Source organism: Adlercreutzia equolifaciens (assembly GCF_029076695.1).
Lineage (GTDB): Bacteria > Actinomycetota > Coriobacteriia > Coriobacteriales > Eggerthellaceae > Adlercreutzia > Adlercreutzia equolifaciens_A.
In genome coordinates this window covers 1328283-1348639 of sequence record NZ_JARFIK010000001.1, presented here as the reverse complement: position 1 = coordinate 1348639, position 20357 = coordinate 1328283, and the positions used below count along the sequence as shown (strand labels likewise).

At 61.1% G+C, this 20357-nt stretch carries 16 protein-coding genes; all 16 read right to left on the bottom strand.

What is annotated here, in order from left to right:
* Positions 1-97: 97 nt before the first annotated feature.
* A complete protein-coding gene (locus PZH32_RS05450) occupies positions 98-904 on the bottom strand; it encodes a dimethyl sulfoxide reductase anchor subunit family protein (protein ID WP_275206716.1) in 807 nt (268 codons plus the stop codon).
* 1 nt (position 905) lies between these two features.
* Positions 906-1484: a 4Fe-4S dicluster domain-containing protein gene (locus PZH32_RS05445; protein ID WP_275206715.1), complete on the bottom strand. Its 579-nt coding sequence runs from the start codon at positions 1482-1484 to the stop codon at positions 906-908.
* Complete coding sequence (locus PZH32_RS05440; RefSeq protein WP_275206714.1) at positions 1477-4233, bottom strand: molybdopterin-containing oxidoreductase family protein; 2757 nt, start codon at positions 4231-4233, stop codon at positions 1477-1479. The genes PZH32_RS05445 and PZH32_RS05440 overlap by 8 nt, the downstream gene beginning before the upstream one ends.
* 59 nt (positions 4234-4292) lie before the next feature.
* Positions 4293-5081, bottom strand: a complete 789-nt coding sequence (locus tag PZH32_RS05435) for a hypothetical protein (protein WP_275206712.1) — start codon at positions 5079-5081, stop codon at positions 4293-4295.
* 270 nt (positions 5082-5351) lie between these two features.
* Positions 5352-6860 (bottom strand): helix-turn-helix transcriptional regulator, encoded by a 1509-nt coding sequence (locus tag PZH32_RS05430; RefSeq protein ID WP_275206711.1) that lies wholly within the window; start codon positions 6858-6860, stop codon positions 5352-5354.
* A 184-nt stretch (positions 6861-7044) separates the two neighbouring features.
* Entirely contained in the window at positions 7045-7782 is a 738-nt protein-coding gene (locus PZH32_RS05425) for a ferric reductase-like transmembrane domain-containing protein (protein ID WP_275206710.1), read from the bottom strand.
* Between the two features lie 4 nt (positions 7783-7786).
* Complete coding sequence (locus PZH32_RS05420) at positions 7787-8551, bottom strand: TorD/DmsD family molecular chaperone (protein ID WP_275206708.1); 765 nt, start codon at positions 8549-8551, stop codon at positions 7787-7789.
* Between the two features lie 171 nt (positions 8552-8722).
* Complete coding sequence (locus tag PZH32_RS05415; protein WP_275206707.1) at positions 8723-9334, bottom strand: 4Fe-4S dicluster domain-containing protein; 612 nt, start codon at positions 9332-9334, stop codon at positions 8723-8725.
* Complete coding sequence (locus PZH32_RS05410; protein ID WP_275206706.1) at positions 9335-12229, bottom strand: molybdopterin-containing oxidoreductase family protein; 2895 nt, start codon at positions 12227-12229, stop codon at positions 9335-9337.
* 28 nt (positions 12230-12257) lie between these two features.
* Positions 12258-13019, bottom strand: a complete 762-nt coding sequence (locus PZH32_RS05405) for a hypothetical protein (RefSeq protein WP_275206705.1) — start codon at positions 13017-13019, stop codon at positions 12258-12260.
* Between the two features lie 456 nt (positions 13020-13475).
* Positions 13476-14483, bottom strand: a complete 1008-nt coding sequence (locus tag PZH32_RS05400; RefSeq protein ID WP_275206703.1) for a 4Fe-4S binding protein — start codon at positions 14481-14483, stop codon at positions 13476-13478.
* On the bottom strand, positions 14480-15103 hold the full coding sequence (locus PZH32_RS05395; RefSeq protein WP_275206702.1) for a 4Fe-4S dicluster domain-containing protein: 624 nt from the start codon (positions 15101-15103) through the stop codon (positions 14480-14482). The genes PZH32_RS05400 and PZH32_RS05395 overlap by 4 nt, the downstream gene beginning before the upstream one ends.
* 10 nt (positions 15104-15113) lie before the next feature.
* The gene (locus PZH32_RS05390) at positions 15114-15806 is read right to left on the bottom strand and encodes a TorD/DmsD family molecular chaperone (RefSeq protein ID WP_275206700.1); all 693 of its coding nucleotides are present in this window, start codon (positions 15804-15806) and stop codon (positions 15114-15116) included.
* A 335-nt stretch (positions 15807-16141) separates the two neighbouring features.
* Positions 16142-16954: a dimethyl sulfoxide reductase anchor subunit family protein gene (locus PZH32_RS05385; RefSeq protein WP_275206699.1), complete on the bottom strand. Its 813-nt coding sequence runs from the start codon at positions 16952-16954 to the stop codon at positions 16142-16144.
* Positions 16954-17586: a 4Fe-4S dicluster domain-containing protein gene (locus PZH32_RS05380; RefSeq protein WP_275206698.1), complete on the bottom strand. Its 633-nt coding sequence runs from the start codon at positions 17584-17586 to the stop codon at positions 16954-16956. Before PZH32_RS05380 ends, PZH32_RS05385 begins: the two co-directional genes overlap by 1 nt.
* Positions 17576-20350, bottom strand: coding sequence for a molybdopterin-containing oxidoreductase family protein (locus tag PZH32_RS05375; RefSeq protein WP_275206697.1), 2775 nt, complete (start codon positions 20348-20350; stop codon positions 17576-17578). The genes PZH32_RS05380 and PZH32_RS05375 overlap by 11 nt, the downstream gene beginning before the upstream one ends.
* Positions 20351-20357: the final 7 nt, after the last annotated feature.

Here is a 20357-nt window from a genome sequence, read left to right as displayed (position 1 = left end):
CAGCGGCCCATAGGCTTTACCCTCAGGCTCGCTTATCCTCTCCTCAAGGGGATGGCAGGCTTGTCCCTGCCATCCCGCTTATCTTAGCTCTTTGCCGCTACAGCGCAATCCCGAAGAAGTTCTCCAGGGGCACATAGGCCATCCACATGGCGCAGCGCAGGCAAATGGCACCGATCAGGGCGCAGGCCGTAGCCACGACGGACAGCACCAGGGCGGAATTGGCTGCCTTCAGGCCGGCAATGCCGCAGGCCAGAGGAACGATACCGCCAACGGCCACGGCGCCCACGGCCACCAGCATCAGGTCGGCCGCATCCATAACGCCGGTCAGGTACAGCAGCGAGGTCAGAGCCGCTGCCACACCGCCGACCGCCAGCAGGATGAAGGCGATCTTCAGATCGGCCGGCGTCGTCTCGTTGTGACGGATAGCCGCCACCAGGGCATAGGCGCTCAGGCCGCTGGCCGCCGCCGTGCCCAGATAGGCCAGGGGCAGCAGCATGGTGTTCCAGGTGTACACCGCGTCCATGAGGTAGGAGTGACCGGCCATGAAGGACAGGGCCACGCCCACCACCGCGCCGGCCACGGCGCACACGCGGCGCACCGTCTCGTTGCGGTTGTAAGCCACCAGGTACACGATGATGAAGGCCGAGGCAATGCCCACCAGCACGGCCTCAATGAAGATGCCGGAGGTAGGATGGTTCAGGGCCGCCAGCATGTTCTCGGGGTGGGCCAGGTGGGTAACTGAAGCCACGCCGCCCACAATCATGAGCACCAGGGCCACGATACCGGCCGTGAAGTTGGCCTTCGAGGTCTTCTTCGCGAACTCATCGATGGCCACGCCGGCGAACAGCCAGCCACCGCATCCAGTGAGTGCCGTGAACAGCACAAGGGACCAGGCGATTTCCATGTTAGTCTCCGTTCCTCCAGGTTCCGAACCGGCTCGACAGGATGTAGGCCGTCGAGGGGTTGTTGCCTACGTTCTTCAGGTGGTGCACATCCTCGGGCGCCGACTCGGCGATCAAGCGCGACGGATCGGAATTGGGATCGTCCAAGTCGCCGTAGAAACGGGCCTCGCCGGGGCAGTTGTGCACGCACGCAGGCTCCTTGCCCTGGCTCGTCAGATGCTGGCACAGCGTGCACTTCTCCACAACGTTCTGCTCCTTGTTCCAGTTACGCACACCGTAGGGGCAGGCCATCATGCAGTACTTGCAGCCGATGCACACCGACTTGTCGATGAGCACGACGCCGTCCTCGTTGCGATAGCTGGCGCCCGTGGGGCACACATGGGTGCACGGAGAGTTCTCGCACTGCTGGCACATGGTGGGCAGCCAGTACTCCTCTACGTCCGGGAACGTGCCATGGGGTCCCTCGATAATCACCTTGTTCCAGTACTCGCCCAAGGCAACGTTGTTCTCCATCTTGCATGAGATCTCGCAGCCGAAGCATCCGATGCAACGGTCGAGATCGACGACGATCGCGTTACGCATAGTTGGCCTCCCCTGCGTCGTAAGCGGCATAACCACCGCCGGTGTACTCGGAGTACTCCGGCAGCCACGGCGTGAACTCCTCGGGCTCCTCCCACACGCCGGCGGGCTTCTCGGACTTGCTGATCTTCACCGTGAATCCGCGCAGCGTGTAAGAGCCGTACACGTTGTTGTAGGGCGGATCGTTCTTGGTGAGCACGTTGACGTTCATGGCTTTCCACGCCTGGCTCGGATCCTCGGAGTTCAAAAGCTCCGGGTTCCAGAAGCGCTCCTGAGCCACCACGCCGGGCGCGATGCCCTCGGTGACGAGCACCTTGCCGTGGGTCTCGCCACGACGGGACTCGATCTTCACCCAGTCGCCCTCTTGCACGCCCACTTCGGCGGCCGTCTGCGGGTTCATCCAGCACTGGGGCACGGGATAGATCTCGCGCAGCCAGGGAACGTTGCGCAGGGTACCGTGATGGAACATGGGCACACGGCCGGACGTGAGCACAAAGGGATACTCGGTGTCCGTCAGCGGAGACTCGGCCGGCTCCTCGAAATGCGGCAGCGGCTCGTAGTCGGCACTGGCCGCAGGCTGCACGTTGCCGCAATGGTCGGTCCCGAAGCGACCGCCCGTACGGCCCATGACCGTGAAGCCCTCGGCGTACGGCTCGCACTTCTTCGAGGAGGTGTTGAAGCCCACCGGCTTGCCGGTCTCCTCGTTGATGACGGCGAACTGCTCGTAGTTGTTCTGCCACTCGTCCATGGGCATGAACTCGATGGGAGCCTGCTCGCAGAGTTCCTTCCAGGAAAGGCCCTTGTGCAGAACCTTGCGGTCGGCCTGGTCGGCCAGCCATGCCTGGAACTCGTCGAGCGTCTTCCAGTAGCCGCCGTAATTGGGATCCGGGAAGGGGTCCTGGAAGGTGAGCTGGCAGTTCTTGTGACCGCGATCGGCAAGCGCCTTGGCCAGCCAACCGTAGATCATGTGGTTGTCCACCGACTCGAACAGATGGGTGCAGGGCTGGCGCACGACGATCGTGTTCATGCGATAGGCAATGTAGGAGTTCTCAAGCCACTCGGAGGTGGGCAGCAGGATGTCGGCCAGCTCCACCGAGGAAGCCGTGGGGTACATGAAGCAGTGCACGGCCAGCTCGATGTTGTCGCGCATGTCCTGGATGAAGCCGGCGGCGTTGCCCATCATGATGGGCTTGTTGCCGGAGAAGTCCACCCAGATCTTCGGGCGATAGGGCTTGCCGGTGCGCACAGCCTCCAGAATGGTGGGGATGTGCGAGGCATGCCAGTGCTCGAGGCCCTTGTGCTCGATGTAGCCGAGCTTGGCGGCCTGCTGCTCGGCCGGCACGCAGAGCGTGGGCACGAGCTCGTTGAATCCGCCGCTGTCCCAAGGCTGGGCCACGCCGGCCGGGCCCGAGGGACGCTTCTGCACCCAAGAGCCGGGACGGTTGATGCAGCCCATGAGGATGTCGATAATGGCGATGGCCATGGGGCCATCGGAAGCGGCCACGTACTGGTCGGTGGGCACGCCCAAGCTGATGCCGGCGGCCGGAGCGCCCTCGGCGTAGGTGTTGATGGCGGCCTCGATGCGATCGGCGTCGAGCCAGCAGATCTCGGCGGCCTTCTCGAGGGTGTACTCCTCGCAAGCCTCCCACAGGGCGCGATAGGCGGTACGGCTCTTCTTACCCTTCACCTCGAACTCACCGTCGAGCACCGGCTCCAGCTTGTCGTCCCAAGGATAGGGCATGGCGGCCGGCTTGTTGGTCTTGGCATCCCACACTACATAGTCGTCGTGAGAGCCCAGGCCCAGCTCGTCGGCGCGATAGGTGAGCTTCGTCTCCTCGTTGACGAGGTAGGGCAGGTTCGTCCACTTCATGACGAATTCCTCGTCATAGATCTTCTTGTCCATGATATAGCGAATCCAGGACAGGGCCAGGGCCACGTCGGTGCCGGGGCGGATGGGCAGCCACACATCGGCCTTGGCGGCGTCGGGCGTCAGGCGCGGGTCGATAACCACGGTCTTGCAGCCGCTCTTGCGCAGCTGGGTAAGGGCGCGGCCACCGGAGGCGACGTTGGACTGGGAGGGGTCGGTGCCCCACAGCACGCAGGACTTCGAGTTGTTGAAGAAGATCTCGAGCACCGAAGCGTCAGCGATAGAGGTGTCGTTCATGCCGTTTACCACGGGGAAGGCATTGGCACGGGGCAGATAGCACTGGGCGCAGCCGGGCTCGAAGAAGTTACCGCCGCCAAAGGCGTTCAGGAAGCGCGGCGGAGCCATAATACGCGTGGGGTTGCCGCCGCCTCCGCAGCTCAGCAGCAGCTGCATGGGGTCGTCCTTCTCGTACAGCTCCATCATGGCGTCAGCGATCTGGTCGATAGCCTCTTTCCAGGAGATGCGCTCCCACTGGTTCTGACCGCGCTCGCCCACGCGGCGCATGGGGTACTTCAGACGGTTGGGGTTGTACAGGGCCTGAATGCCGGAGAGGCCCTTGGCGCACATGCGCCCATGGTTCATGGGATCATCCGGATCGCCCTCGATACGCACTACGCGCCCGTTGCGCACGGTGACCATGGCGCCGCAGTCGATAATGCAGGCGCGGCAGGAGGTGTGGATGACAATTTCCTCATCCTGATCGGCGGCCAGAGCCGGATCAAGCTTGGTGAAGTTGGAGGCGAAGGCTCCCGTGGCGGCGGCGACCGCACCGGTGGCGGCAGCCGTCTTCAGAAACCCACGACGGCTCATTGTTGCTTTAGCCATGCTAGTTCTCCTTCCTTTCCTTCTCTCTATTCCTTGGTTCTCTCTTCGAAACGGTGACGCTATCGGGTGTTGGCCAGAACTTCCCTCCCCTCGTCGGTTGCAAGCCAAGTGTTCTTCCACACCAGACCCCCTGCTTTCTCAAGGTTGTCGATGTAGTAGGCGGGATAAATGCTGATGAGCCCCGTGCGCTCGTCGTGGGGAATGAGCCCCTCGGCGTTCAGAGTGCGGTCGAGCTCCTGCTTGGAGCAGCCGCCCTCCGCGCTGCACAGCTCCAGCACGCGCAGATGCACCGGCGCCGCTTCCTCGTCGCTCTCGATGAGCTTCGCCAGCTGCGTGGTGGGCGCATAGGGAGCCACGGTCTCGCGACCCAGATCGGTGGCGCGCACGCCGTAGGTAACCTCGGCCTCAACAGGAATGGACTCGTCCTCGACCAAGTCGTCGAAGGTGCCCTCATAGGGCTCGCCGTCAACGTAGATGTTCATGGCCAGGAAGTCGTTGTCCACCATGAGGGACACGAAACCGTCGGCGGCGGCAACAAAGGTTTTGGGATAGGTGTTGTTCTTCAGAAGCTGCACGGCCTCGTCGAAGTCGCGCTCTTCTTCGCAGAACGAAACAAGATCATAGGCGGGCGTCGCATAGGACGGGTTCGCCACCAGAATGGGCGACTTCTCCACATTGACCGTGTGACGGGGCTTGTGGCGCTTCATAAGAGCGTAATCGGACGGGCGCAGCGGCTGGGGCTCGAATGCCTCCGCCACGTTCCGCTGAATAGCATCGCTTTGGCCGGCGCCGCACTGGCAAGCGCTTTGGTCGGTGCAACCCGACGAGCACAGAGCAGACTGGTTCATGGCTACGTGCCTCCCCTCTCTTTAATTCCCCCGGCCGCCTCTTCCACGGCCACTTGACGCTTCGCATTTTCCCGAGCGAGAGAGGGTGCAACAAGTTTCAAATCGCATCATTTCGCGAGGAAGCAATGTTGATGCACTTTGCATCATTCAGGAGTTTTCCCAGATAGAGAGCGCACTAGTATTATTCACAAGTGAGGATAAAGCAGAGAAAAACAAAGGCGGCCGCCCAGGAATGACGACCGCCTCAACTGTCTTGGAAATCGCGTAATTTCAGTCTTGCGAAGAACGCTCCTCCACCAACTTCATAAGCTCTTGGCGCGAATGGACGCCCATCTTCCCATAGACGTTTCGCCGATAGGTGCGCACCGTGTTCCAAGCAAGACAGAGCTTGTCGGCCATGGTGCTGCTGTCGTAGCCCATGGCCACGCAACGCATCACGTCGGCCTCTCGGGCGGTCAACTGATACTCTTGGGCCAGCTTCAAGAGAGCCTCGTCGAACCGACGGCGTTTGCCCGAGGGGGCGTCGTCCGCACCCTCGACCGCCTCAGTCTCAGCAGCATAATCCCAAGCGAGCATATCCTCCAGAGAAGGGGCGCCGTCCTCTTTGGGGCCGAAAAGGGCATCGAACTCGCGCTCTGAGAAAATAAGGAACGCACAGGCCAGCACAATAATGGCCATGAACATGTAGGCGAACGTGTCTCCGACGGCGCTAATAAGCCCCTCCAAGGCCCGCGCTCCCGCAAACCAGCCCAAGCCCGTACCCACCAGATAAGCGCCATAGCCGAAGCCAAACACCACCAGTACCGAAATGCGACGTTGGTAGACGATAAAGGCCAAGATGCACCACAGGAAGAGCTCGAACACGGCGCTCATCAAAGCCGCTGTCTGCGTCAGGATGGCGCTCAGCCCTGTGGCAAGAGGCAGACACGCAACGAGAGCCACCGACGTGACCATAATGGCCGAATAGGCTTTTCCGAAGTTCAGTCGCTTCCCCTCGCTGGTTATCGCAATAGCGATAAGGATGAAGGCAAGAAGCGTTCGCAGAAGCATGACGAAACGGGTTCCGTCGAGCGTAGCCCCGGTGGGCGAGGTGGTAACCATACGGGAATACACCGAAGACACCATGCACGAGAAAACGAGCACGACTATCAGAAGCTTCCAGAAGGAACACGGCAAGGCCCGAAGCACTTCCTTCTTCTCTACCGAAGCACCTTGTATCTCAGCGTACGGCGAAAGCGATAGAAGATAGCCCGCCAGCAACGGCATGGCAATATAGAAAAGTATGCCGATAAGGGACGGACCCCCTTGAGCCGGAGCCCAAGCCGGGGAACCCACCGTAAAATAAAAAGTAGTCGCTACAATGATCTGGCAAAAGGCCGTATATATGATCACCTGGCGAGGAGGCAAAGTGCCGTAGAGCCGCGCGCAGAAAATAGCCAAGAAGCCCATGCATACGCCAAAGACGACACCACTGATTCTGAATAGAACACCGGTAACGGCATAGGGAACCCAAAGAGACAGGTAGTAAGGCCCCGCAAGAATAATAAGAAAATTGGCAAGGGCGGCCACAACCGCCAAAATAATGCAGGTACGACGGTACGCCCACCAACGAGAAAACTTCATGGAGCCTACCGCCACAACCAGCATGGTTATGCCGCCGGAGAGATTCACGATGATAGAAAGCTTTCCGATGTCGTCTCCATCAAGCATGGTCTCCGACAGCCATGCCGTGCCCGAGCTAATAAGATACACCGAGGCCAGCAAGAAGCCGAACCCCATGTACGGAAGCGCTGGCCATGCGCGCGTTAATCGGGCCCCGAAACTCTCTCCCACAAATTCCACCCCCGCAACGCGTGCAGGACGCCTCAAGCGTCCTGCACGAAATCCCTCGCCATTGCTTAGCTATACTACTATTTTGTAACATCTTTAATTACGAGACAATACCAAGTTGTAACACTGGAATTTACTCAAAGACAGCATCAAGCTCATCCTGCACCGTTGGAGCAGCAGCGACCCTCTCGTGCGCACGCGCGTCCTGAGCATCAAGGAGCGCCCGACCCACACGACAAAGGCCATAGCCGATAAACACCACCGAGTACACCGCCACCGACGCCTGCGCCGCCGCACCACCATGAAGCGCCGAGGGCAGCAGCATCAGAAGCACGTGCACATACACCAGCGCAAAGAAGGGATAGGCAAGTTTCTGGACCTTCTTCCAGGTAGCCGTAGACATATGCTTCTTCACAAAGGCGAATGAGGTGACACCAAGCACCACCAGCAGCAAAAGCAGCACGATGGCCAAGGCAAACGATCCGAGAACATTGCTGCTCACTTCAGAACCGCCGAAAATACGAGGGACGTAACTCTCGAGATAGACCGCCATATGGCCCAACGCCAGAAACCAAGCCACGATGGAAAGCTCGCTGCGCACCGGCTTCAGCCACCGATAGGGACGCGTGCCGGCCTTGAGGCAGCCGATGAACATCACCACCACGAAAAGCGCTAAGGCAAGCTCGCACTTCTGGATAAGAACGAACAACGGGCTCCACAGGGCGCGAGGCAGCCCGAAGAAGACCCCGTAGACATAAACCGCATCCACGAGAATAGCTGCCGCATAAAAGGCCGTTGGGCACGCCTTAAGGGGATTGCGCAAAGCGAAACAGGCGGCAACGGTCACGACAAGAATTATTGCGAAGTCCATGGATTTACTCCTTGCTTGAGGAGGAGAGGCGCTGCTCCAGCTCCACGGCAATACTGTCGAGCAGCTCGGCGTCTTCCAGGAAGAACCCCTTGCTGATCTTGAGAATACCGCGATAGAAACGCGTCTGGATCAAGTACAGGGCCACGCCCTGGAACGTGTCGAACCACGACAAGATATGATCGGCCAGAAAAGCGCGCGAGACTTCCACTTGGCGCAGCGCCTCCGCATCGTCACCGGCGGCCAGCGCCTCGGCTATGCGATCGGAGAGAACAGCCAGGAACTCGCACATGAAGGACAGGTGGTCATGGGGGAAGTCATAGCCTTCGGCCTTGGCGACATAGTTGTCCTTGAAGATATGGAACACCTCATGGTAGGCCTCTTGAAACATGATGCCTTCTTCGCTGGTGTGCACCGACTCGTAGGGAACCGCATAGCGTCCCTTGTAGGACTGCGTGCCGGCGAAGGCGCTCGTGAAGTCCACGGCCAGTTCCTGGCGGGTGCCCGAATGACGACGGCGCAAATAGCGGCGAACATCGTTGGCTCCTTCGGCGAACAGCGGGTTCATATCCTCATATTCGGACATGTCCAGATTCGCGATGTTATCGATTTGCTCGGCTGTCAGCGGTCGATAATAGATCGATGCCAGCATATCGTAGAAAGCCCCGCGGCCCTGGCACGCGTCGATCATGTCGCGCGTTACCGCATCGAGCTCCGGACTTTCCGTAGCCACCGTCTTCTCCGTATCTGTTGCAATGGTTTCTTCAGTCATGACATTCTCCTGCATACCCATGTAACCCGTCCCCCTCTCCCCTCGTTTGAATTTCTCAAATACGAGGACGCCTCCTGGCCGCAGTTAAAGGGAGGGGAAGGCGGCCAGAAGGCTTCTCTCAGATAAGGGGTCGCCCCAAATCAGGAGCGACCCAGCGAATAAGGCGGTTCGCTACTTCTTCTCGTAGCGCTTGACCTCTTCGGGATCGTCCTGCCATGTGGCAATCTTCTCCGAGAGGATGTAGACCGTGGTCGGCGAGAGACTTGCCGGATCCTGCAGCGCGTGAACGTTTTCCCCCGCAGCCGCTACGGCCTTCGAGACCGCCGAGTCCGGATCGTCCAGATCGCCAAAGATGCGAGCACCGGCGCAGCAGTTGTGCACACAGGCGGGCTCCCAGGTTTCGTCGTTCTTGCGGTGGAAGCACAGCGTGCATTTCTCAATAGTGTTGGTGGCAGGATTCATGTAGCGCACGCCATAGGGGCAACCGGTCAGGCAGCTCTCGCAACCGATGCAATCGTCCTGGTTCACCAAAACCACGCCCGTGCCCTCATCGCGGTAGGAGGCGCCCGTCGGGCACACCTCGATGCAGCCGGGATTCTCGCACTGCTGGCACTGCATCGGCAGCCAGTACATCTCGATGTCCGGGAACGTTCCCATGGGACCCACGGCGGACACATGATTGCGGTACACGCCAAGGTTGAGCGTATTCTCGTGCTTGCAAGCCGCCACACAGCTATCGCAGCCCGAGCAGCGGTCCAAATCTACTACCAGGCAGTATTTCATTTAGAACACATCCTTCGTCTTTGCTTCGGCGTACATTTCCTGCGTGGGCATGAAGGGCTCGAACTCCTCCGGCTCAACCCAGATATTGTCGGGCTTAGTCGATTTTTCGATCTTGACCGTGAAGCCGCGATTCGTGTAGGAGCCGAAGATCTCATTGAAGGGAGCGTCGTTCTTGGTGAGCACGTTGACGTTGCACTCGCGCCAGCCGCCCGTGGGGTTGGCCTGAGACGCGTCGTAGCACTCGGGGTTCCAGAAGCGCTCCATCCAAACGGTCTTGGGGTGAACGCCTTCGGTGAGATAGGCGCGAGCGTGCACTTCGCCTCGACGGCTCGTGACCTTGACCCAGTCCATGTGCTCGATGCCAAGCTCGGCGGCCGATGCCGGATTGATGCGAATCTCGGCCGTGGGGAACAGCTCGCGGCTGAAAGGAGCATGGCGCATGGTGCCGTGGTGGAAGTACGGCACACGTCCGCTGGTAAGCACGAACGGGTACTCGGCATCGTAGCCGTCCATGCCCTCGACCGGGCTCTCCGCCGGCTCGATAGCATGCACGATGGGATGATAGTCCTCGCAAGCCTCTTGCGGCTCCGGATAGCAATAGGGGTAGCCCGTACGCGCCATCTTGACTGCAATCTGAAGATAGGTCTCGATCTTGCGCGACTCAGTGGCGAATCCCGCCGGCAGGCCGTCGTCGACAATGGTCTCGTGCTGGTAGTACTGCCAATAGTTCGGTGCGATCTTCGGGTTGTACTTGTCCACATCGGCCTGCAGCGTCTCCCAGTCCGGAGCACCCATGGATTCTGCGACGCTCTGCTTGACCTCGGCCTCCGTGGCATCCGAAATCAGGCCCGGCTCCAGACCGTTGGGGATATGACCGCCCCACAGCTCGCGGCACTTGTTGACAATCTGCGCCGCGGGGATGGAATGGGACACCGTCTCGCCGATATGCACCAACTCGTTCTGCAGCCACGTCGTGTCCTGCTGATTGAACGCGGCCATGGGCTCCTCGAGCCACTCGCGCAGCGGGAAGACCAGATCGCACGCCTCGATGTGGAAGGAGGTGAGCATCGGATACTGACCGATAATGTAATCGATCTCGGGAAATACCTCGTACCAGGACTTCGCATTGCCAAGCATGGCCAGCTTGTTGCCGGAGTAGTCGAACCACACGCGGGGCTTGTAGGGCTCGCCCGTAGCAATGGCGTTGCGCACCGTGGGAATATGGGAGTGGCACCATCCGTAGAGGCCCTTGTGCTCCTTCATGCCCAAGCGATCGTTGAGGATCTTGTTCGCAAGCTTCTGCTGAGAGACATCCGCCTGGCCGGCCGCCGTCTCCTCGCCGCGAGCCCAGGCCTCGTTTTCCTCGTCGGACAGTCCCACCACAGCGCCAATGCCGTACATAGGCGAGAACATGCCACTGAAGCCGTTGTTGTAGGTAACGGGACGGGACGTCGGAACCGTGCTCTCCCCCTTCTGGGTAAGCGTTACGCCCGGCTTGTTGATGCGACCCATGATGGAGTCGAGACCCATAAGGCCGATCGGCGCCTCCGAGGCCTGCTGCCCCTGGTCGGTGGCCACGCCATGGCCAATGCCGCCCCAATTGTTGGCGTAGGTCAAAATAGCTTCTTCAATCTTGTCCGCCTGCAGCCAGCACTCCTCGGCAGCTCGCTCCAGCGTCCACGGATCGGCTTCCTCGCGATAGAGCTGACCGGCGGTTTTGTAGGTTTTACCGTTGTATTCGCCCTCCCAGAAGATCTCAGGATCCACGGTCGCATCCTCGGGAGCCGAGAACTCAAAGGGGGTAACGGCGTTCGTCTTGAGGTCGTAGCACACGTAGGCCGGCGTGTTGGCCGGGGTGGACTGCTTGAAATCAGGGAAGATATCCTTGGCGAGAACGGGCAGCTTATAGCGCTCGGAAGAGGAATCCATGTCGATCAGGAACGGCAGATTAGTCCAGTACTTCGTAAATTCCGCGTCGTACAGCTCGTTCTCGAAGATGTAGCGATACCAGGACAAGATCAGCTTGGTATCGGTACCGGGACGAAGGGGCAGCCACACATCGGCCTTCGCGGCGTCGGGCGAGAAGTTCGGATCGACCACGACCGTCTTCACGCCCTTGGCGCGAAGCTCGGCCATGCCGCGGCCCGACTCTGCCGTCTGGCTCACGGAAGGCTGGGCGCCCCAAACAACCACTACCTGGGTTTCCTCATTGTCGGGCCGGAAGATCTCCTGGACGCAGTTGTCGCAAATCGACTGATCGTGACCGCCATAGAAAAGCTTTGCGATAACCCAGCGGGGCAGGTAGCACTGGGCGCAGCCAGGCTCGAAAATGGTCGGAGAGCCGAAGGCCATGGGCAGCGTCATCGATTCCATGAACGAATAGGCTCCGCCGCCGCCAACGCTGGCAAAGAAGGAGTAGTTGCCATACTTTTCGATGGCTTCCTTGATATGGGTTGCTGCCTCGGTAACAGCCTCGTCCCAAGAAATGACCTCCCACTTGTTCTCGCCTCGCTCGCCGGCACGGCGCAGCGGATGCAGAATGCGGCGCGGGCTGTACATGGTATGCAGCTGGTTCAGGCCCTTGATGCACATCGAGCCTCGACTCGTGGGAGCCTCGGGGTTGCCCTCCAGCTTCACGACGACGTCGTCTTTCAGGTAGGCAATGGCGGGGCACGTGTTCATGCAGCCATGACACGTGGTCTTCATGGCCACAAGGCCCTCTTTGGAGTTCGTCGGCTCAGCAGTATTCCCGCCGGTCTCAGCCATCTCGTTGCCGCTCACGCTCGGTGCGCATGCCGCAAGGCTTCCCGCCATCGAGGCGCCCACAGCCGTCGCTGCACCAGCGAGTGCAGACATCTTGACGAACTTGCGGCGCGTCAAATTGCTTTTCGGCATTTTGTTTCCTCTTCTCTCTTCGTGTCAGTTACTGGACGGTTTTCTTCATATCAACCAGAAAATCCCTTCCCTCCTCTGTTAGCGTCCAACCTGAGTCCTTCCAAATCAGAGCGCCTGCACGCTCCAACTTATCCACAAATACCGACGGCTGCATCGTCTCGAGATGTCCGTCGATCATCACCTGGAGCGCCGGCGCACCCTCGAGCATCTCCTGAATTTCGCCATAAGGCCTTGGCTGCGCTTCTACGAACTCGAGCAGATCGATGTAGCTTTCCGTACGCTCGGGCACCAAGTTAAGAAGGTCCACCAACCGAGCAGTGGGCTTGTTGTACTCGACAAAGTAATCCCCTACGTCGGTGGTCTTGAACGACCAGGTGGCCACCAAATCGTCGGCCTCGTCTTCGGTGAGGCCCTCCTTCATGGCGGGAGTGACAAGGTTTCCGTCGTCATCGCGCTCGATAAATTCCAGGCCATGGGCCTTAACAAGACTCATCAACAGGTAGTACTGGTTCTGGGTGGCCAGCTCGAACTGCGGCAAAGAGGCAATAAAGTCTTCGGCCTCGCTGAGCAAGTGCTCTTCGGTGCAGAATGCTAACGCCTTGTAGAGAATCTCTCGGTTGAGCGGATGGCGCATCACGCACGTGTTCAACGCCGCCAGCTTTTCCTCGAAAGTCAAATCGGCGGGAACCTCTTCCTCGACAAGCGTGATGTCGTCATTGAAGTCGTTGCCGTCTTTATCGAGCTCCTCCTCGGGAACATCGATGGTTGCGGCCATGGCGAAGTCGGTCATAGACAGTCTGCGCCCTTGGGCGCAATCCCCCTTCCTCTCCTCGGGAAGCGCCTCCTCATTTGCGCTCCGTTGCTATGAAGTTTGCGAAAAGGGAGCCATTCGGCCAATCTTCGTTTTGGGGAATTTTTGGGAGAAAAAGCGAAGTATCCCCCTCCCCATTTTGGGGATATCCAGAAGTTTTACCAGGTCACGAACATCTCCCTCGAGAAACGAAACGTCCTTCGCCTCTCAAGGGGATCTGTCCAGGCAGCAATGGAAGACCACGACAGCCAGCTGCTCTTGCACAAGCAAGCGCCTGCCCTCAATCCTCGAAAATCACGGTTGGGATTCCTCGAAAAACACGATTGAAACTCCTCGAAAAACACGATTGGCCGCTTTGCACGACGTGCAAAGCGGCCACAAAACGCATAGATTCGAGGCTCTGGCCAGCTCTTAAACCCACTGACCGCTTCCGCGCTACCCCGCCACCGGCTCCTCGGCCGTGGGCGCAACTGCGGGACGATCCTCCCCCTGCGCCTTGAGCGCGAAGGTGATGGATCCCGTGGGGCAGGCTTTGGCGCACTCCCCGCAGCGGGTGCAGTCTCCCAGCTGAATGGCTCCGTCAGCATCATGCATGTCGATGCGCTCGGAACATACCGCTGTGCAGGCAGTGCAAGGAGTGCCGTCGGCGCGCAGGCAGGTGGCCTCGTTGATGCGCGGACGCCCGAACTGGGCGAACTGGCCGAACAAGTTGAGCAGCCCGGCGATAGGGCACAGGTTCATGCACCACTTGCGGTAGAGCACCAGCTCCACCAACAGGGCGGCGGGAAACACCAGCACCGAGAACGTCATCTGCTTGTCCACGATAAGATGCCAGAGCGACCCCACGGTGCCGAAGGTGAGCCCGATGGGGCATACCAGGCAAAACAGCGGAAAGCCAGCGATGAGCGCCGCCACCAGAACGGCCACCAGCGTCCACGTGCGCGGATCGCGGCCGGCGTGGGCCAGGCGGTCTCGCCACAGTGAGCGCACAGCCGTCTTCGCCGCGCAGCCCTGGGGCTTGCCGCCATTGCCGGCGCCCTCATCCTCGGTCGCCAGGGCATCCGTGGGGTGCCCTGCCGCACAGGCGTTGGGACCCTCCCCGGACCCGAGTCCCTCGAATTTCGGCTCGCGCTTGAAGAAGCGGCGAATGACCGGCGCCGGACAGCCCCACGCACACCAGGAGCGACCCAGCAGCAGCGCGCCCACCGCCACGACCGCAAGCGAAATAAGCGTCACGGGGATAAGCGCCTTGCTGGCCAGCAAGGCCTCGAGGCCTCCCAAGGGGCATAGCAGGAAAAACTCGCCGATGCCAAAGGAGGAGGGGGTGCCAAGACCCGAATCGAAGGCAAGCGAGACGATGACCGCAACGAACACCGCCAGAAGCGTCACCGTGCGGGCCCGTCGGATGGCGCGTCCCTGCTGGGGACCTTTCTCGGGGTTCATGAGGCACTCCTTTCGGCGTACTGTTTCGTAGTCAGTACGTTAATGCCGCGCTGGCTACCCCCGGAAAACGAGGTCAGCACGTTGGCGGGACAAATTTTCACGCACTCGCCGCAACCGTTGCACTTCTCGGCCTCTACGACGGGACGGCGTCCCTCGTCGAAAGAGAGCGCCTCGTAGGGGCAGGCATCGACGCACACGCCGCAGGTACCCGCCTGATCGAAGGCCACGCAGCGATCGGGCTCAACCACGGCCACGCCAATGCGCCCCAGCGCCGGCTGATAGGGGTCGACCGTCCCAATGGCGGCCGTCGGGCATACCTTGCGGCACTCGTCGCAGAAAGTGCAGCTATCGGCGGCAAACGTCACGAAGGGCGTGCGCACGGCCAATACGCCCTGCTCCACGGTAAGGGGCGCCAGCACATCGGTGGGGCACACGGAAATACAGCGCTCGCAGCGGATACAGCGGGCCATGAACTCGTCCTCAGGCAGCGACCCCGGCGGTCGCAGCACGTCGGCCTGGGCCGCCAGGGGCAGCGCCGCCGCGCCGCACAGAACGCCCGCCGCCACAGCCGCCCCACCGATCAATAGGGTGCGGCGCTCTATGCCTCGGCTCTTCGCCATCATGCCTCCCCTACGCCGCCTGCTCGCCCGTAAGCTCGTCTGCCAATGCCGTCAGCGTGTCGCGGCACGTTTCGGCCGTGCCCTGAGCCACCAGCAGCATGCCCGGATAAAAGGCCAGCTTCGCAAAGCCGCGGGCAGCCGCGGTCAGCGCCGGCAACCAGTTCAGAATATGGGTCTCGATAAAGTCGACCTGACGGGCGAAGTTCGCGCGCAGACCCACCGTATCCCCCGCCTCGGCCAAAACAGCCGCGCGGTCGTTCAGATGAGCCAGGTACTCCAGCTCGAAAGCAAGATGGTCCTCGGGCTCGTGAAGCGCCGGGTTCACCTTGAAGCCGTCGCGGGCAAAGCGACGCACCACGTCATCGCGCGAAGCCTGCATCATGATGCGCTCGGGGCTCGTGAATACCGACTCATAGGGAATGGCCGTCTTGTCGCTTTTCACATACACGCCGGCAGCCAAGAAGATGCGGGCGTATTCGCAGGCCAACTGCGTACGTCGATCGGACGCCGAGAAATTGAAGTAGCGGCGAACAAGGCGATAGCCCTCGTCCAGGTGCTCGTTGCCCGTTTCCGTGGGAAACTCAATGGCTGCCACCGCCTCAATAGTAGCGGCATCCAGCTCCTTGAACACCATATGGGACAGGAAGCGATAGGTTTCGGCGCTGTCCTTCACGTAATCGATGATTTCCTGATCCAGGGCCATAACGCCCACCTCCTCATAAGAATTGGCAATACTTCAAGTACGGTAGAGCAGCTTCGAAACACGGGGTGGCGCTCACCAACCGCGTCAGAGTAGCTTTGAGGGCTCGGGTGGTGCTCATAAAGCGAGTTCCGCAGCGAACGAAACAGTCCAGTGGACTGTTTCGCCGAGCGAGGACTGTTTGAGCGACTGAGCGCTACCCGAGACCTCAAAGCGGAGGGAAGCGAAATGCCCTGTCGACATCCTCCAAAGCGAGGACTGTCTGAGCGACTGAGCACTACCCCGTGGTTCGAAGCGGAGGGATGGGGCAGCCAAGCACCCGCCCCATCCCAAAAGAGCTAGTCAAGCGGCATAAGGAAGAAGTCCAGCAACGGAGTTCCCACGAGCCACATGGCCACACGCATGGCGATGGCGGCAATGCAAGCGCCGGCCGTTGCCACCACGCCCAAAGCCAAGCCGAGCTCCGGCTTTTTCCAAGCCACAGCGCCGCAGGCAAGCGCTACCACGGCCGCAATCACCAGGGCCACCGTCCACGGCATGGCCAGAGCAACCACCACCTCGCGGGCACCCAGCAGAAACACCGCCGACACCACCAGACCGCAGATGCTACCGATAAGGGCCAGCAGGCCGGCCAGGCTCACCGAGGCAGCCTCGCGCTTTTGAGCCGCCTTCATGAGCAGATTCACCGCCGTGCCCAAACCAGCGGCCGTCAGCCCGTAGGCGGCCGGCAGTGCCGGGGTGCACCAAACGGCGCGGGCGTCCATCATGTAGGAGGCACCACAGGCGAAGGTGAAGATGACGCCCACCACCGCCGCGGCCAGGCCAACGCCGGTAAGGATGCCATTGGAAGAGCCGCGCACCAGCAAAATGAAGTAGATGGCAATGAGCGCGCAGGTCACGCCAATCATGGCAGCCTCGACGAAAATACCGGAGGTGGGATGGTTCAGCGCCTCAAGAATGCGATCGACATGCTTCAGGTGCGTCACCGAAAGGCAGCCGCCCACGGCCAGCAGCACGAAGGCCACAATGGACTCGACCTTCGTCGGCAGCTCGTCCTTCTTCGCCAGCGCCTCGATCATCGAGGAGGCGAACAGCCATGCTCCCGCGCCGCTTACCACGGTGAAGAGCACGAGGGACCATTGGATTTCCATTAGTCGACACTCCCCTCGGTCGTCACGTACTTGCTGGTCTGCTGCGTCAGGTCATCCACGCGCCACTCGCCGAAGCGGGAGGAGAGAATGTAGGACGTCAGCGGGTGATTGCCCACATCGGGCAGCTTGTGCACGGCGTCGGCATCGGCCGCGGCCAGAGCCTTGGAGGCATCGGAGTTCGGGTCGTCCAAGTCGCCGTAGTAGCGGGCCGTGCCACAGCAGTTCTTCACACAGGCCGGCTTCTCGCCAGCGGCGGTCAGGTGGTTGCACAGAGTGCACTTCTCCACCACCTGCTGCTCCTCGTTCCAGCTGCGCACACCATAGGGGCAGGCCATCATGCAGTACTTGCAGCCGATGCACTTCTCCTTGTTCACCAGCACCATGCCGGTCTGCTCGTCGCGATAGGACGCGCCGGTGGGGCACACATGGGTGCAGGGAGACTCCTCGCACTGCTGGCACATGGTGGGCAGCCAGTACGTGGACACGTGGGGGAACTCGCCGAAGGGCTCCACCTGGACCACCTTGTTCCAGCGCTCGCCGAGCGCCACGTCGTTCTCAAGCTTGCAGGCCACCTCGCAGCTCCAGCAGCCGATGCAGCGGTCGAGGTTGACTACGATACAATTACGCGCCATAGACGGCATTACCTCCTCCAGTGTTCTCGGACGGCTCAGGCAGCCAAGGAGTGAAGTCCTTGGGCTCGGTCCACACGCCCTCGGGCGCGCCGTCGGCCTTGGTGACGTTGATGCACACACCGCGCAGGGTGTAGGTGCCGTACACGTCGTTGAACGGGCACTCGTCGTTGTTCTGCGTCAGCAGGTTGATGTTCATCGCCTGCCAGGCGCGGTTCGGATCGTCGGAATCCAGCAGCTCGGGATTCCAGAAGCGCTCCTGGTAGATGACCTTCGGAGCCACGGACTTCGTCACGCGGGCACGGCCCTGGGTCTTGCCGCGCTTGCTCTCCAGCCACAGCCAGTCGCCGTCCTCGATGCCAATCTCGCGAGCCGTCTCGGGATTGATCCACGCCTCGGGGTAGGGCCACAGCTCGCGCGTCCACGGAGTGTTGCGCAGGGTGCCGTGGTGGAAGACAGGCAGACGTCCCTGGGTCAGCACATAGGGATAGTTCGCGTCGTAGCCCGGATCGCCCTCCACGGGGCTCTCGAAAGGCTCCAGGTAGTACGGCAGCGGGTTGTAGTTGTCGGAGGCCGGGAACACGTCGGTGGCCGGGTCCATGGAGCCGCTGCCGTCCACCGCGCCCGTCAGGCCCAGCAGAATGTTGCCGTCGAAATAGGGCTCGGTGCGCTTGGACGTGGTGTGGAAGCCCACAGGCAGGCCATTCTCGTCCGGCTCGAGGTGCGAGTCGTAGGACTTGTTGGCGTACTGCTCGATGGTCTCGTACTCCGAGGGCGCCTGGGCGTCGAAGGTGGCCCAATCCCAATCCTCGGTGCCGTAGTAGAAGCTGCCCACGAAGTATCCTACGTAGTCCATGTACTCCTCGTAGGTCTTCCAATAGGTGCCGTAGAACTTGCCGGCAATGTCGGGGTTGAACGAGTCGATGGCGCGCTGGTGCCCGCGCTCGGCCAGAGCTGCCGCCAGCCACGACCAGTGCATGCACTCGTCCACGGCTTCATAGAGCTGGGTGCAGGCGCGGCGGATGGCATAGGTGTTCAAACGGTCCTGAGCGTAGTTGGTCTCAAGCCACTCGGCCGTGGGCAGCACGTAGTCGGCCAGGCAGACGCTCGTCGTGGTCCAGTGCATGTACATATGCACGTTCAGGTCGGTGGTCATCATGGCGTCGTAGAAACGGCTCGCATTGCCGATCATGGCCAGCTTGTTGCCGGAACGCTCGATCCAGATACGAGGACGATAGGGCTCGCCGGTCTCGATGGCCTTGAGCACCGTGGGGATGTGCGAGGCCAGCCAGTGGCCCAGACCCTTGTGCTCGGTGTAGCCCAAGCGCGCGTTGGCCTCGGCCTCGGGCATCTTGAGCGGATGATCGGGATGATGCAGACCGAAGGGCTGCACCACGTAGTTGCAGGGCTCCACGTAGCAGGGGCGGTCCTGCACGATGGCGCCGGGCACGCGGATGCATCCCATGAGGATGTCGAGCACCGCATCGCCCTGAGCGGCCTGGGCGGAGTTACGCGCCTGGTCGGTGGCCACGCCCAGCGAGATGCCGGCATTCGGGCAGCCCTCGACGTAGATCTTGATGGCCTCCTCGATCTCGCCGGCATCGAGCCAGCACACCTCGGCGGCCTTCTCGAGCGTCCACTCGTCCACATGCTCCTTCATGATCTGGAAGGCCGTGCGAGCCGTCTTGCCGTTGGGCAGCTCGTAGGAACCGAACATGGCCGGATCGAGAGACTCGTCGAAGGGGTACGGCATGGCCTTGACCGACTTCGTCTTGTTGTCGTAAATGACGTACTCATCGTGAGAGCCCAGACCCAGCTCGTCGGCGCGATAGGTCAGACGCGTCTCCTCGTTCACCAGGAACGGAAGGTTCGACCACTTCGTGACGAACTCCTTGTTCCACAGGTCGTTGTCGATGATGTAGCGCATCCAGGCCAGCATCAGGGCCACATCGGTGCCCGGGCGAATGGCCAGCCACACATCGGCACGAGCGGCGTCCGGCGTCAGACGCGGGTCGATGACGACGGTCTTCATGCCGTTGTTGCGCAGCTCGGTGACTACGCGGCCCGTGGAGCCAATACCATGGGTGGAAGGTCCCACACCCCACATGACATAGGTCTTGGTCTGGCAGTCGGGCAGGTAGACCTCGGTCACCGGGCCGTCGGCCAAGGACGTGTCAGCGGTGCCGTTCAGGCAGAACTCCATATGGTTGCGCGGCAGGTAGCACTGGGCGCAGCCCGGCTCGAAGAAGTTGCCGCCGCCCCACACCGACAGGAAGCGCGCAGGGCTGAAGAACTGCGGATTGCCACCGCCGCCGGTAGACGTGACCAGGCACTTCGGGCCTTCCTTCTGGTAGTACTCCCACATCACGTCGGCAATCTCGTTGATGGCCTGTTCCCAAGAGATGCGCTCCCACTGGTTGGAGCCGCGCTCGCCCACGCGCTTCATGGGGTACTTGATGCGATTGGGGTTGTAAAGCGCCTGAATGCCGGCCAAGCCCTTGGCGCAGGCGGCGCCCTTGTTCATAGGGTCGTCGGGATCGCCCTCAAGCTTCACCACACGGCCGTCGCGCACATGAGCGATGATGCCGCAATTGTTGAGGCAGGCACGGCAGATGGTGCGAATTTTCTGGGTCTCGCCACTCTCGTCGGCCAGTGCGGGCTCCACTTCGATGAGGTTCGAAGTGGCGGTGCCCGCCATGGCGGCGACAGCCGAGGCGAACATTCCCAGCTTCACAAAGCCGCGTCTGCTGATACTCGTCTGAGCCACTGTTTCC

Coding starts and splice junctions, on each gene's coding strand:
- PZH32_RS05405 (WP_275206705.1), bottom strand. CDS start 13,019: ATGACCGACTTCGCCATGGCCGCAACCATCGATGTTCCCGAGGAGGAG.
- PZH32_RS05385 (WP_275206699.1), bottom strand. CDS start 16,954: ATGGAAATCCAATGGTCCCTCGTGCTCTTCACCGTGGTAAGCGGCGCG.
- PZH32_RS05395 (WP_275206702.1), bottom strand. CDS start 15,103: ATGGCGAAGAGCCGAGGCATAGAGCGCCGCACCCTATTGATCGGTGGG.
- PZH32_RS05450 (WP_275206716.1), bottom strand. CDS start 904: ATGGAAATCGCCTGGTCCCTTGTGCTGTTCACGGCACTCACTGGATGC.
- PZH32_RS05400 (WP_275206703.1), bottom strand. CDS start 14,483: ATGAACCCCGAGAAAGGTCCCCAGCAGGGACGCGCCATCCGACGGGCC.
- PZH32_RS05420 (WP_275206708.1), bottom strand. CDS start 8,551: ATGACTGAAGAAACCATTGCAACAGATACGGAGAAGACGGTGGCTACG.
- PZH32_RS05415 (WP_275206707.1), bottom strand. CDS start 9,334: ATGAAATACTGCCTGGTAGTAGATTTGGACCGCTGCTCGGGCTGCGAT.
- PZH32_RS05440 (WP_275206714.1), bottom strand. CDS start 4,233: ATGGCTAAAGCAACAATGAGCCGTCGTGGGTTTCTGAAGACGGCTGCC.
- PZH32_RS05430 (WP_275206711.1), bottom strand. CDS start 6,860: ATGGGGTTCGGCTTCTTGCTGGCCTCGGTGTATCTTATTAGCTCGGGC.
- PZH32_RS05410 (WP_275206706.1), bottom strand. CDS start 12,229: ATGCCGAAAAGCAATTTGACGCGCCGCAAGTTCGTCAAGATGTCTGCA.
- PZH32_RS05425 (WP_275206710.1), bottom strand. CDS start 7,782: ATGGACTTCGCAATAATTCTTGTCGTGACCGTTGCCGCCTGTTTCGCT.
- PZH32_RS05390 (WP_275206700.1), bottom strand. CDS start 15,806: ATGGCCCTGGATCAGGAAATCATCGATTACGTGAAGGACAGCGCCGAA.
- PZH32_RS05380 (WP_275206698.1), bottom strand. CDS start 17,586: ATGGCGCGTAATTGTATCGTAGTCAACCTCGACCGCTGCATCGGCTGC.
- PZH32_RS05445 (WP_275206715.1), bottom strand. CDS start 1,484: ATGCGTAACGCGATCGTCGTCGATCTCGACCGTTGCATCGGATGCTTC.
- PZH32_RS05435 (WP_275206712.1), bottom strand. CDS start 5,081: ATGAACCAGTCTGCTCTGTGCTCGTCGGGTTGCACCGACCAAAGCGCT.